This is a genomic window from Chryseobacterium sp. UNC8MFCol, from assembly GCF_000482305.1.
Classification (GTDB): domain Bacteria; phylum Bacteroidota; class Bacteroidia; order Flavobacteriales; family Weeksellaceae; genus Chryseobacterium; species Chryseobacterium indologenes.
The window spans coordinates 180,150-193,309 of sequence record NZ_KI535292.1 but is presented as its reverse complement, the minus strand read 5'-3'; the positions used below and the strand labels follow the sequence as shown (position 1 = coordinate 193,309).

12 protein-coding genes are annotated in these 13,160 nt (G+C 37.4%); 7 read left to right on the top strand and 5 right to left on the bottom strand.

Features of this window, described 5'->3' with window-relative positions:
- Window positions 1-5: 5 nt before the first annotated feature.
- Together M030_RS0121200 and M030_RS0121195 are read left to right on the top strand one after the other, a co-directional pair.
- Window positions 6-815: a family 16 glycosylhydrolase gene (locus M030_RS0121200; RefSeq protein WP_027375241.1), complete on the top strand. Its 810-nt coding sequence runs from the start codon at window positions 6-8 to the stop codon at window positions 813-815.
- Window positions 816-853: 38 nt separating this feature from the next.
- Window positions 854-2,293 (top strand): glycoside hydrolase family 30 protein, encoded by a 1,440-nt coding sequence (locus tag M030_RS0121195; protein ID WP_027375240.1) that lies wholly within the window; start codon window positions 854-856, stop codon window positions 2,291-2,293.
- A gap of 198 nt (window positions 2,294-2,491) precedes the next feature.
- Here M030_RS0121195 and M030_RS0121190 read toward each other — a convergent pair whose 3' ends face one another.
- Window positions 2,492-3,304 carry an enoyl-ACP reductase gene (locus M030_RS0121190; RefSeq protein ID WP_027375239.1) on the bottom strand — a complete coding sequence of 271 codons (813 nt, stop codon included), beginning with the start codon at window positions 3,302-3,304 and terminating at the stop codon, window positions 2,492-2,494.
- A gap of 120 nt (window positions 3,305-3,424) precedes the next feature.
- Entirely contained in the window at window positions 3,425-3,724 is a 300-nt protein-coding gene (locus tag M030_RS0121185) for a hypothetical protein (RefSeq protein WP_027375238.1), read from the bottom strand.
- 136 nt (window positions 3,725-3,860) lie between these two features.
- On the opposite strand from M030_RS0121185, the gene M030_RS0121180 reads away from it, so the two are divergent.
- Window positions 3,861-4,418, top strand: a complete 558-nt coding sequence (locus M030_RS0121180) for a DNA-3-methyladenine glycosylase I (RefSeq protein ID WP_027375237.1) — start codon at window positions 3,861-3,863, stop codon at window positions 4,416-4,418.
- A 253-nt stretch (window positions 4,419-4,671) separates the two neighbouring features.
- Window positions 4,672-5,949 carry a hypothetical protein gene (locus M030_RS0121175; protein ID WP_027375236.1) on the top strand — a complete coding sequence of 426 codons (1,278 nt, stop codon included), beginning with the start codon at window positions 4,672-4,674 and terminating at the stop codon, window positions 5,947-5,949.
- An 82-nt stretch (window positions 5,950-6,031) separates the two neighbouring features.
- Here the strand turns inward: M030_RS0121175 and M030_RS0121170 are convergent, their stop codons facing one another.
- The 3 genes from M030_RS0121170 to M030_RS0121160 all read right to left on the bottom strand — a co-directional run bounded on the left by M030_RS0121170 (window position 6,032) and on the right by M030_RS0121160 (window position 7,845).
- Window positions 6,032-6,280, bottom strand: coding sequence for a hypothetical protein (locus tag M030_RS0121170; RefSeq protein ID WP_123840954.1), 249 nt, complete (start codon window positions 6,278-6,280; stop codon window positions 6,032-6,034).
- A 202-nt stretch (window positions 6,281-6,482) separates the two neighbouring features.
- On the bottom strand, window positions 6,483-7,337 hold the full coding sequence (locus M030_RS0121165; protein ID WP_027375234.1) for a nucleoside phosphorylase: 855 nt from the start codon (window positions 7,335-7,337) through the stop codon (window positions 6,483-6,485).
- Window positions 7,338-7,359: 22 nt separating this feature from the next.
- On the bottom strand, window positions 7,360-7,845 hold the full coding sequence (locus tag M030_RS0121160) for a hypothetical protein (protein ID WP_027375233.1): 486 nt from the start codon (window positions 7,843-7,845) through the stop codon (window positions 7,360-7,362).
- Window positions 7,846-8,075: 230 nt separating this feature from the next.
- Between M030_RS0121160 and M030_RS0121155 the strand changes: the two genes are divergently transcribed.
- The 3 genes from M030_RS0121155 (at window position 8,076) to M030_RS0121145 (ending at window position 13,160) form a co-directional block, all read left to right on the top strand.
- Window positions 8,076-9,905, top strand: a complete 1,830-nt coding sequence (locus M030_RS0121155; RefSeq protein WP_027375232.1) for a cytochrome-c peroxidase — start codon at window positions 8,076-8,078, stop codon at window positions 9,903-9,905.
- A gap of 149 nt (window positions 9,906-10,054) precedes the next feature.
- On the top strand, window positions 10,055-12,208 hold the full coding sequence (locus M030_RS0121150; protein WP_027375231.1) for an alkaline phosphatase PhoX: 2,154 nt from the start codon (window positions 10,055-10,057) through the stop codon (window positions 12,206-12,208).
- A 52-nt stretch (window positions 12,209-12,260) separates the two neighbouring features.
- Window positions 12,261-13,160 carry a leucine-rich repeat domain-containing protein gene (locus M030_RS0121145; protein WP_027375230.1) on the top strand — a complete coding sequence of 300 codons (900 nt, stop codon included), beginning with the start codon at window positions 12,261-12,263 and terminating at the stop codon, window positions 13,158-13,160.

Sequence of the window (13,160 nt, the reverse complement as noted above, 5' to 3'; positions counted from 1 at the left end):
ATCGCATGAAATTCAGACCCGACACTATCATTCAGCTTTTTGCAGCCTCAATAGTACTGTTATCGTTTACCGATTGTACATCAGCTAAAGTTGATTCCGGCAGAAAACTGATCTGGAGTGATGAGTTTAACGGAAAAGGACTGCCTGATTCGTCAAAATGGAATTATGATGTCGGAGGAGGAGGTTTTGGAAATGAAGAAGCCCAGTTTTATACCAAAAACAGACCCGAAAATGCCAGAATGGAGAAAGGGAATCTGGTGATTGAAGCCAGAAAAGAAAATTGGGAGCATAATAAATACACTTCTGCAAGGCTTTTAACCAAAGGAAAATTCTCTTTTCAGTACGGAACTGTTGAGGTCCGGGCAAAGTTGCCAAAAGGTCGCGGAACCTGGCCGGCGATATGGATGATGAGTGAAAATATGAAGAAATGGCCGGATGACGGTGAGCTTGATATTATGGAACATGTGGGTTATCATCCGGGGTATATCCATGCATCGGTTCATACCAAAAAATATAACCATATTCAGGGAACCCAGAAAACAGACACCCTTTTTGTAAAAGATGCCAGCGAAAAGTTCCATGTATACAAAGCTTCATGGACACCTGAGAAAATTGATGTCTATATTGATGATAAAAAATTTTTCACTTATGAAAATAAAGAAAAAACCGGCGAATCATGGCCGTTTTACCGGCCGTATTTTATCATCTTAAACCTTGCTGTCGGCGGCTTCTGGGGCGGAAAAGAAGGGATAGACGAAACTATCTTTCCACAAAAGTATTATATAGACTACGTAAGGGTCTATCAAAATAAATAATGAAAAAGGAGACAAGCTTGTCCAAAAATAAAAAAATCATGAGAAAACTAATTGTAAGTTGTTTTGTAGTAGGTATTGTTTTCAATGCCAATGCTCAGAATTATTGGAAGAAAAATGCAGGAAAAACAGCTAAAGTAATCCTTACCAATTCCAAGGCAAATGAGAAAATGGCGGATAAGGGTATAGTGAAATTTGAACCATTCGGGCAGCCTAAAGAAACAGAGGCCTGCATTTTTGTAGCACCCAAATTTAAATATCAAAAGTTAATCGGAATCGGGGGAGCTATTACAGATGCTTCAGCCGAAACTTTTTACAAAATGCCCAAGAATAAACAAAAAGAAATTCTGGATGCTTATTATGGGAAAAACGGTCTGGGCTACACTGTTGTTCGTACCAATATGAATTCCTGCGACTTTTCCAGTGACTCTTATACCTATGTAGAAGACAATGATACTTCTCTGAAGTCTTTTAACCTTGCGCACGATGAAAAGTATAAAATACCGATGATCAAGGAAGCTCAGAAAGCCATCGGTAATAATTTTACCTTTTATTTTTCGCCCTGGAGCCCTCCGGCCTGGATGAAGTCGAATAAAAGTCTCTATAAAGGAGGAAGACTGGAAAACCAATATTACCAGACCTGGGCGGATTATTATATTAAATTCATTAAAGAATATGAAAAAAGAGGGATTAATATCTGGGGATTAACGGTTCAAAATGAACCCATGGCCACCCAAAGCTGGGAGTCCTGTATCTATACAGCAGAAGAAGAGGGTGATTTCCTGAAAAACAATCTCGGACCAACGCTTTGGAAAAATGGATATAAAGATAAAAAAGTGATGATCTGGGATCACAACAGAGATTTAATCTATCAAAGAGCAACAACAACCTTAAGCGATCCTGAAACATCAAAATATGCCCATGGAATAGGATACCACTGGTACGAAACCTGGAACAACAAAACTCAGCTTTTTGATAATCTGGCGGAAACGCACAGAGCTTTCCCGGACAAGTTTCTGGCTTTTACAGAAGGCTGCAAGGAACAGTTTACTATGGATAAAATTGAGGATGTAAGCCTTGGTGAGCTGTACGGAAAAAATATGCTGAACGATTTCAACAAAGGAAATGCCATGTGGACCGACTGGAATATCCTGTTAGATGAAACAGGAGGCCCTAATCATAAAGGAAACTTTTGTTTTGCCCCGATCATTGCCAATACCAAAACAGGAGAAGTATTGTATACCTACGAGTACTATTATATCGGGCATGTCTCAAAATACATCAGGCCGAATGCTCAGAGGGTAGGAAGCTCTTCCAACAGAGCAGCACTTACCTCAAGTGCATTTATGAATGAAAACGGACAACTGGTCACCGTGATCATGAATGATTCAGACAACGATATAGAAACCAATCTCTGGATCGAAGGAATGGCTGCCAGATTAAAGGCACCTGCCCATTCTATTCAGACTGTAGTTTTATAATCTCATATTAATATTATTTTGTAGAAGAATCGGCGGCCTCGAAGAGGCCGCCGATTTGATTATTTTATTGTTGATTTTCATATGAATCATAGTCATACTGATTACCCAACCCCAAAAAAGAAACCCATGAAATTATAATCTCATGGGTTTTTATATATTCTAAAAACGAATTATCGTATCGTCAGATTTGAGAACAGATTAGTTTTCAGCATCATATTTACTGATTACTTTCTGAGTAACTCCTGAGCTGCTGAAACCTCCGTCATGGAAAAGGTTCTGCATGGTTACTTTTTTCGTAAGATCAGAGAATAAAGTGACACAGTAATCTGCACATTCAAGGGCAGTAGCATTTCCTAGTGGAGACATATCTTCTGCATATCCTAAGAATCCTCCGAAACCTTTCACACCGCTACCTGCAGTAGTCATTGTAGGTGACTGAGAAACTGTATTTACACGTACCTTTCTTTCTCCCCAATAATTTCCGAAAGTTCTCGCAATACTTTCCAGATAAGCTTTGTTGTCAGACATATCATTATAATCAGGGAATGTTCTCTGAGCTGCAATATACGTAAGAGCCAAGATGCTTCCCCACTCATTCATACAGTCTTTTTCCCAGGCAACACGCATTACTTTATGGAAAGAAACTGCTGAGATATCCCAACCTTTTTCCAACCAGTCGTAGTTCATTTCCGTATAGTGTTTTCCTTTTCTTACATTGATAGACATTCCGATAGAATGAAGGATAAAGTCAATTTTACCGAATTTTGCAACAGCAGCATCAAAAAGTTTTTCAAGATCTTCGATAGAAGTAGCATCAGCACCTATCACTTCAGAGCCTGTTTTTTCAGCTAAACCATTAAGTTCTCCCATTCTCAAAGCAATAGGAGCATTGGATAAGATGAATTCTGCACCTTCCTCATGGCATCTTTCAGCAACTTTCCATGCGATTGATTGTTCATTAAGGGCTCCAAAAATAATTCCCTTTTTGCCTTTAAGTAAACCGTATGACATAATTTTTTAATGTTTATTATAGTACAAATGTAGCAATAATTGTGGTTATGACATAATAAAAATGGAGCCTTATCAATTATAAGACTCCATTTTCTTGAAAATATTTATATGACTGAATTTTTAATTGGTTTTCTTGTTCCATTCTGCTTTCACATCCTCTGCCGCGTCTTTAGTTTTTTCCCAGGCTTCATCCGCTTTATCTTTGATGTCTTCCCAGGCGTCGGATACATTAGCTTTTACCCTGTCTAGCCAGTCTTCTTGATTAGCTTCCTGATCATTATCCCTCTTTTCATTAATATAATCTTTGGCTCTGTCTGCCAATTCATTGATTTTCCATTTTGCTTTATCTGCAGCATTTTGTAAAGAATTTTCTGCGTTGTTTACTGCATTTTCGGCTTTATTATAATCTGAATTGTTCATAATACTATAAATTTGGTTTGGTGCTAATGATTAAACAATAACCATTCCTAAAATTCAATCATTTTGTTAAACTTTTCACAATATTTTGTTATAACTTTCTAAATCAATGCTTCATTTATTATAACAATTAATATTTATGGAAAAAAAACGTTGTGGATGGTGCGAAAAAGATGATCTGTACAGAAAATATCATGATGAAGAGTGGGGTACGCCTGTATATAATGACCGTATTTTGTTCGAATTTCTGATTCTTGAAAGCTTTCAGGCGGGACTAAGCTGGTATACAATTCTGTCTAAAAGAGATAATTTCAGGAAAGCATTTGACCATTTTGATTATAAAAAAATTGCTGTCTACGATAGTCAAAAAATAGAAGAACTGATGAATGATGCCGGAATCATCAGAAACCGGCTGAAAATATTGTCCGCCGTTACCAACGCCCAGAAGTTTATGGAAGTGCAGAAAGAATTCGGAAGCTTTTCAGAATACATCTGGGGTTTCGTGAACGGAAAACCTTTAGACCAAAAGCCAAAAACTCTGTCTGATATTCCTGCTACCACTGATTTATCTGATTTTATTGCCAAGGATCTGAAAAAGAGAGGATTCAAATTTATGGGATCAACCGTTGTATATGCTCATATGCAGGCTACGGGTATGATCAACGATCATATTGAAAGTTGTTTCAAGAGATTGTGATAAATTTTATTTTGTTTAAATTTATGTGTGGTTTTTTATTAATGATATAATTGTGTTTTTTTAACTGATAACAACGTGTCTATGGTGTGTATGATGTGGATGTGTTGTAAGTGGTTGATATTTAATTATTTTTCAATATTTAGTGAATAGAAATTTCATTAATCACAAGTAAGTGGATTAATTATGATATTTGTAATTTAATTAGGTATTTATTAAATATTTTGTATATTTGCATCCGCAAAAAACATAAGTGGTGCAAAAAAATTATAAACTTCAGCTTGGCCTTCTCTTTTTACTGATACATATTTTTGTCTGTGCTCAGGTGGGGATTGGTTTACCTGATCCGGATCCATCTGCAATGCTTCAGATTGCTTCAAAAAGTAAGGGAGTTCTTTTGCCAAGTGTTGCTTTAGCATCATCTACAGATAATACTACGGTTCCTGCTCCTGCAGACGGATTGATTGTATGGAACAATGGAAACGGAAATTTAAAGGAAGCCGGATACTATTTTTGGTACAGTTCCAAATGGAACAAATTCTCAACCAGTACATCTGAGACAAATAAAGGTGATGGTGGAACAGGCTGGAATACAACCGGAACAAATACAGGTAATTATTCAGGATCTGATACGAACCTTTCATTAGGAACGAAAACCCGGGATGATCTTATTTTTAAAGTCAATGCTTCCACAGCAGGAAGACTTGGAGTTGATAATTCTGTGAGTTTAGGGCTGGGAGCCAATGCAGGGCAAAACGGAATTGCAATAGGAAGCTCAAGTTCTGCATTTCAGGGTGTATCTATCGGGAGTGCTGCGTCAGTTTCAGCTAACGATGCCCTGGCAATCGGAAATAAATCAGCTGCCGGTGCATTTAAATCCATTGCTATCGGATATAACGCACAAACCAGTAAAAACGAATCCACGGCCATTGGAAATCACGCTTCTGCCGGAGGCTTTCAGTCGATCGCAGCAGGGTATGGCGCGAAAACAAATACAAACAGCGAGACCGCTTTAGGATATAATGCTGTTACCAACAGTGAAAATTCAACAGCTGTAGGTTCTGGAGCTAATGCTTTAGGACAATATTCAACAGCGATAGGATATGGAGCAACTACCTCACAGGCCAATACCATTGTGCTGGGGAATAATAATGCAAATGTAGGTATTGGTACGGGGGCTCCGAATATTTCTGCAAAACTTGATGTGAACGGACAGTTCAAGTTAGGAGAAAAAGGAAGCGTACAGAAGAACCAGATTAGCTTTGAAGTGTGGCCGGATGTGTCTCTTAACAACATACCTCCGGGAAAATCTGCCACTTTGGAGATTCCTATTCCGGCAGCATCGAAACCGGGTTCCACGAGAGCCGTTGTCGTTGTTTCTCCGGCAGGAGATTTTGCAGGCAATTCAACGTTTTCAATTTCCAACCCAAGAATGACCTCTACTTCCGGTATTACGGTTAATCTGACCAATATTTCAGGAAGTGCTGGAAGCTTATACTCTGGCCATTTTTATATAATGATCAATGAGTTTTAATTTGAATAATAAGTTTTATTATAGTTGATATGGTGTGAAGGACTTCCGGTTTTGGAAGTCCTTTTTTATTAAAGCAGGTGTTTTAGTTTGATTTACGGGATTGAATTTCCTTTGTAACATCCTTTTTACTCTTCCATATAGCCCAGTTCATGGGAATAAAAAACAAAGGCAAGACACTCACAAAAGTGAATCCATGTTTTACCGTAGCATATACGGAGGTTCCGATCATACATCCGATCAAAACACAATAGGAAATATGTATACTTGATCGTTTTTTTTCTTCTTTAACTAATTCCTCAAGAGATAAATCAGAAAGCTTGGTCGTTTTCATATTAATGTTGGTTTTTAGGTTTTTAGTTTTTGCTAATTTAAAAAAAAGCACAAAGTACGGATTGAAAATTCATAAGAAAATGAACCGTGGCACACAAATATATCCTAAAGTGTAGTGAATATTTGAAGGGTTTTAGTTCAATACAATAAAAAAGCTATCCTCAGTGAGAATAGCTTGCATTTATAAAAAACGGAGTAATTTCTTACTTAATAATTCTGTCAAGTACCCAGGTAATCAGGTTTTTTTCAGACGCATGGTGATCTGCAGAGAATTCTCCACGTCTTCTGTTGGCAATAACATTGTTTACCGTGATTGCTTTATGCCCTAATAATTTTGAAAGAGCATAGATTGCAGAAGTTTCCATTTCAAAATTGGTAATTCCAAGATCATTTAATGTTTCTAAGAATTGATCATCCACTGCTTTCAGACGAAGCTGTCTCCCCTGTGGTGCGTAGAATCCGGGGAATGTCGCTGTATTCCCGTGGTATTTGGCGTCCTTATAATATTCACCCATTTCCTCTGCCCAGTCAGAGAAGTAAAGCATAGGCTTGATTCTTTCGTACGGGAATCTCTCTAAAAAGCTTTTGGAGAACTCATTCTCAAAGTTATAATCCTGATAGAAATGCATCAAACCGTCTAAACCTACTACATTTTGTGTAACCAGCATATTGTCTACCTGCACATCAGGGTTTACACTTCCGCAAGTTCCCATACGGAATAGCTCAAGCGCTTTATGTTCTGTTTTGAATTCTTTGTTCTTAAGGTCGATATTCACCAAAGCATCCAGTTCGTTCATTACGATATCGATGTTTTCGGTACCAATACCTGTCGACATTACCGTAATTCTTTCTCCACGAAGGGTTCCTGTATGGGTATAGAATTCTCTTTTATTTTTTTTGATCTCTACTGTATCAAAATAAGTTGAAACTTTTGCTACTCTGTCCGGATCCCCTACAAGAATAATTTTGTCGGCGATATCTTCAGGTAAAAGGTTCAGGTGGTATACACTTCCGTCTTCATTCAGAACGAGTTCTGAGGCAGCAAGTTTATTAAGCATAATATGTATATTTTTTGTTCTTTTAATTAATAACAATAGCTTCTTTATAAGGCGAGGCCATTACCTGGATGATAGAATCATAGTCCTCAACAATTCTTCTCTGTCCGCCCATTATTTCATATACTGTAATGGTTGTTTTTTCAAAATTTTTAGGATCCTTTCTCTGGGAAGTGATTTCGTAGAAATGATTATCTTTTTTTAAAATAGAGATCAGCTCTTCTTTTGTAGAATTGTTAGCCTGCAACATTCCCGGAAACTCCATGACAACATCTTTAAGATCGGTATAATTTTTATAACGTTTGATTTCTCCATTGGAGTATACATACACATTAGGAACATTCTTATCCTTTTCAAGGCGCACCAGATAATAATCGTTGCCTTTTTTCTCCGCATAAACGGCCATTTCCTCAGGCTTCGTCTGTGTTTTTTCCTGAGTTTTTTTCTTTTGTGAAAATGCAGTCAGAGAAAGGAAGCTTGCTGCTAATGCAAACAATAGTTTTGTTTTCATAATTTTATTTTAGTTTTTTTGATGTTTTGAATTTAATGTCAAATATCCTCTCCCAATAACTTTCCTCATTATTTTAACGGTAGGTGGAATAAACCGATCTTTTAAGAATAATGAATTTGATTTCGGGGTTTAAAATTAGTGAAAAATATTTTATCTGAATCATAAACATTTTTTAATCTGCTATTAAAGTTCAGATAATATGTGATTAATACTTTTGCCGCTAAAAATTCATGAGAACATATCCACTGCTTGTTGTTATCCTTTTGACAGGATTTGCAGTAATGTCTTTCAATCCTGTTGACCACGGAAAAGAAACGGAGACTACATTTATAAACAAGGGTTTAACTGATTTTAAAGGACAGCTTGAACAGCTGAAAGCAGATGTGTATCAATTTTCTGAAGACCGGATCTCTCTCGAAGAACTACAAAAATCATTTCGTCGTACCAGAAATTCATTCAAGGAAATAGAATTTTATATTGCCTACCATTATCCTGAATTTACCAAGACGCATCTTAATGCAGCCCCTTTATTCCACATCGAAGCTGCAGGAACATCAGCTTATACACTTCCTCCAGAAGGTTTACAGGTTTTGGATGAACTTATTTTTTCAGAGGAAGCGGATGATGAAAAAGAAAAGATGAAAACCATTACTGATTTTTTATACAACAGCTATTCCGGTTTCTATCTAAGTGCCATGAAAAATGGCTTAAGTAAGGGTAACAATAAAACCTTACCGTTGCGTATTGAACTTATCAGAATATATTCACTGGGAGTGACAGGTTTTGATACTCCGGGATCACTGAACATTTCAGAAGAAACCGCTCATGCGCTCTCAGGAATGCAAAAATACCTCAATGATGATGCTTATTTTAAAAACTATAACACCGGGAAAGTAAACCAAACCTTGTCGGATGCAATTATGTATCTCGCAGAAAATAAAGATTTTGAAACTTTTGACAGAATTCAATTTTATAAACAATATATACAACCTCTCTATCAGGAATTAGGAAGCTGGGATGGCCGGCCGGACGACCTGAAAGAATTCTCCGGCTGGAATGTAGGAAATAAGGACTTTTTCAGCAGTGATTTTCTGGATCCGTATTTTTATACGGTATTAAAATCATCGGAAGATAATGCTCACCTTCGGCAGCTTGGTAAGTCTCTGTTTTATGATCAGAATATAAGCGGTAATGGTAAAATGAGTTGTGCAACCTGTCATCTTCCCGAAAACGCCTTTACAGATCTTAAAGCAAAATCTCCAAGCAATGTAGAAGGAAAAAATGTTCTGCGCAACTCGCCAAGCCTTTATAATGCGGTTTTTGCCAAAAGATTTTTTTATGATCTTCGCGCTTTTTATCTGGAACAGCAGGCTGAACATGTCATTTACAATGAAGAAGAATTCAATACCAGCTACGGGAGTATTATTCAAAAATTAAAAACCAAACCTGAATATAAAAAAGCATTCCGAAAGGCATTCAAAGACGGAGAAATTAATAAAGAAAATTTTTCAAAAGCCTTAAGTTCGTATGTTGCTTCATTATATTCCTTCAACAGTGATTTTGACCGTTTTATGAGAAATGAAAAAGAGGTATCCGATGATGTAAAAAAGGGATTCAACCTATTTATGGGAAAAGCAGCATGTGCCACTTGTCATTTTGCACCTCATTTTTCAGGATTGGTACCACCGTTCTTTAATGAAAATGAATCAGAAGTGTTGGGCGTTACAACAAAACCTGTCAAACAGCTTCCTGTTGAACTTGACGGAGATATGGGAAGAGGAAACAGTCCTGTAAAAAAGGAAAAATCCTGGATCTATGATTATTCTTTCAAAACTGTAACGGTGAGAAATATTGCCCTTACAAAACCCTATTTTCATAACGGTGCTTTTAATACCCTGGATGAGGTCCTTGATTTTTATAATGAAGGCGGAGGTGAAGGATTGGGTCTGAAAATGAAGAACCAGACTCTGGCACCGGATAAACTTAACCTTACCCAAACAGAGATTCAGCAGATTATAGCTTTTCTGAATGCACTTACGGATGTGAGTAAAGCAAAGTAAATTCATATTTGTGCTATTTAACAAAAAATTAATCCCATTAACATTAGGTTTTAAATTAATTAATATTCTTCCAGCCATATTTAAACTCCAATTAACAGACTAAGGGCGCTAAAAAAATAGTTTTGCAACGAATTATAAATCGAAGTATAATGAAGAAAAAACTACTAACAGTTGGTGCTCTGGCTTTATTTGCAGGGACTACCATTCAGGCCCAGACCTTAATCTTTGACAAAGGGGCCGCCTGGAGCTACAAAGACAACAATCAGGCACAACCGGATGCCTGGAAAGATAAGACCTATGATGTGTCTTCATGGGCAACGGGCAACGGGCCATTAGGGTACGGAGATCCTGTTACTACAGCCATCAATACAGGGCTTACTACAGCTTATTTTGCAAAAGACTTTAGTGTAGATCTGTCTACACTTTCAGACAACATGGAGCTTGGGGTAATGAGAGATGACGGCATTGTCGTGTATCTTAACGGGGAAGAAGTAGTACGTGACAATATGCCTGCAGGCACTATTACATTCAACACTTTCTCCAGTACAATAATCGATGGTGCAGCAGAGAATGTATACAATATCTTTTCTATTCCTAAATCAAAATTTGTAAACGGAGTGAACAGAATTTCTGTGGAACTGCATAACAGAAGTGCAACGAGTTCAGACCTTAGAATCGATGCTTATCTGAAAACTACGCCCAATACCACAACACCGGTAGCTTGTAACAGTACGCATATCAGCTGCTTCACTTCAATTGTTCCTACAGCACAAACCAACAAACTGATTATTCCTACTGAGCATAAATATCAGCTTATCTTAAAAGAAGGTGATAATTACACAGAAGGTGGAGGTTTAGTAGGAGGGCAGAATGACTTCACCGGTTATGTGGCCAAAACAGGAAGCAGTACAAACGGCTACCTTTCCGTGAACCATGAAACAAATCCGGGAGGAGTTACCATGGCAGAAATCAACTATAATGCTTCAACAAAACTTTGGCAACTGACGCGTTCAAGAGCAGTAAGTTTTTCTGATCCAAGTTTAGTACAAACAATCAGGAACTGTTCGGGTGGAGTGACGCCTTGGGGAACCATCGTGACAGCAGAGGAATCTGTGACCTCCAATGATGTGAATGGTGACGGTTATAAAGATTACGGATGGCTGGTAGAAATAGACCCTGCAACGGCTCAGGTTATTTCTAAAAATGCTAACGGAACAAAAGGTAAGCTTTGGCAGATGGGGATCATGAATCATGAAAATGTCGTGATCAATCCTGCAGGAACTGTTGCTTATTACGGGGAAGATGGAGGCACCCATATGGTGTATAAATATGTAATGGATACTCCAAATGATCTTTCCTCGGGTAATCTTTATGTTTTGAAATTAGATCAGGGATTAACCACTGCTGGAGATCCGGTAGGAACTACTGCTACATGGGTTCAGGTCCCTAATAAGGATAAGGCAGATCAAAACAATACAGCAGCACAGGCGTTATCAGTAGGAGGTACAAAATTTAACGGAGTAGAAGATGTGGATATAAGTCCTCTGGATGGAAAGATTTACTTTACAGCTAAAGGTTTAGACAGAGTATACCGTTTACAGGATAACGGCACTACTGCTTCCCAGGTTGAAACATTTGTTGGGGGAGCTTCTTCCGTATATTCTTTCAATACTGCTCAGGGAATGAAGTCTGAGGCCTGGGGAGACGGAAACGATAATCTTACTTTCGACGAACTTGGAAATCTTTGGGTCCTTCAGGATGGTGGTAAAAACTATATCTGGGTAATCGCTCCCGATCATACACAGGCAAATCCTAAAGTAAGACTATTTGCTTCCATGCCGGCCGGTGCAGAACCTACCGGACTTACATTTACGCCTGACCATAAATTTGGTTTCTTCTCTATTCAGCATCCAAGCTCTACGATTGCTACAGATGTTGATGCAACAGGAAATACCATAGATTATAGGGGAAAATCAGCAACAATCGTTATTGCACTTAAAAACAACTTGGGAATAGAAGGTTCTTTAGGAACAATTGAAAATAAAACGACTGAAAATACTGTAACAGTAGCTCCCAACCCAACTTCAGGGATAGTGAAAATAAATTCTCCGAAAGGGTTAAAGGATATTTCCGTTACCGCTTATACGATGGACGGAAAAATCATCTACACGAAAAAGTTTGCCGGATCAAATAAAGCATTGGATCTTGACTTTACCAGTGAGCTGGAAGTTTCCAGAGTTTTGATTTTAAATATCGAAGCAGAAGGAGGTTTCCAAAAAACAGTTAAACTTTTAAAAAAGTAATCCATAAAGTATGATTTCCGGCAACGAAGTTGCCGGAAATCATTTTATATCTATGAAAAAAATTGTAGTATTCATTGCCTGCTTATTTCTTTCTCAGGTAAAAGCTCAGATTGATCCTGTGAAATATCCCACCTATACCAATATCGAAGATGCTTTAAAAAGTGATCAAACGGTTTACAGCATAAGTTTCAGGGAAAAAGGATTATTCAACCTGCCTCCCGGAATTTCAAAACTGAAATCCTTATTCTTTTTGAATATTATGGGAAACAAGCTTGAAAAAATGGACCAGCAGATATTTGCTTTAAAAGAACTGGAAATTTTAAACGTCAATGAAAACAGCATTAAATACATCCCTGATGAAATAAGTCAGCTACAGAAACTGACGACATTCTCCATGAATCTCAATGGCCTTACCAGCATTAATCCTAATCTTGCAACATTGCAGCATTTGAAAGTCATTCATCTGGATGCCAATAATCTCAATGTTTTTCCTGAGGCCTTGATGGAGATTCCAACGTTGGAAGAAATAAATCTTCAGGGCAATCAAATCAGTTTTATTAAAGATAAAGTACATAAGATCACGAATCTTAAATTTTTAAATCTTTCTGAAAATCAGATCAATGATTTAGGGAATTTATCTTTTCCACAACATTTAAAATACCTTGAGCTGCAGCAAAATGCTATTGTAAAACTTCCTGAAAATTTGTTCAAAGCTCAGAATCTTGAATTTCTGAACGTCAGCGGAAATAATATCTCCATTATTTCTCCCGGAATAAAAGGACTGAAAAATATAGTCAGCATGAACCTGGCTAACAATCATTTAAAAGATATTCCTGTAGAAATCAAAGAATTGAAAAATCTTAAAACATTGATTCTTACAGGAAATCCTTTAGAAAAAACTAAAATTGAAAAATTAAAAAACTTATTGCCGGAAACCCGGATTTATTTCTAA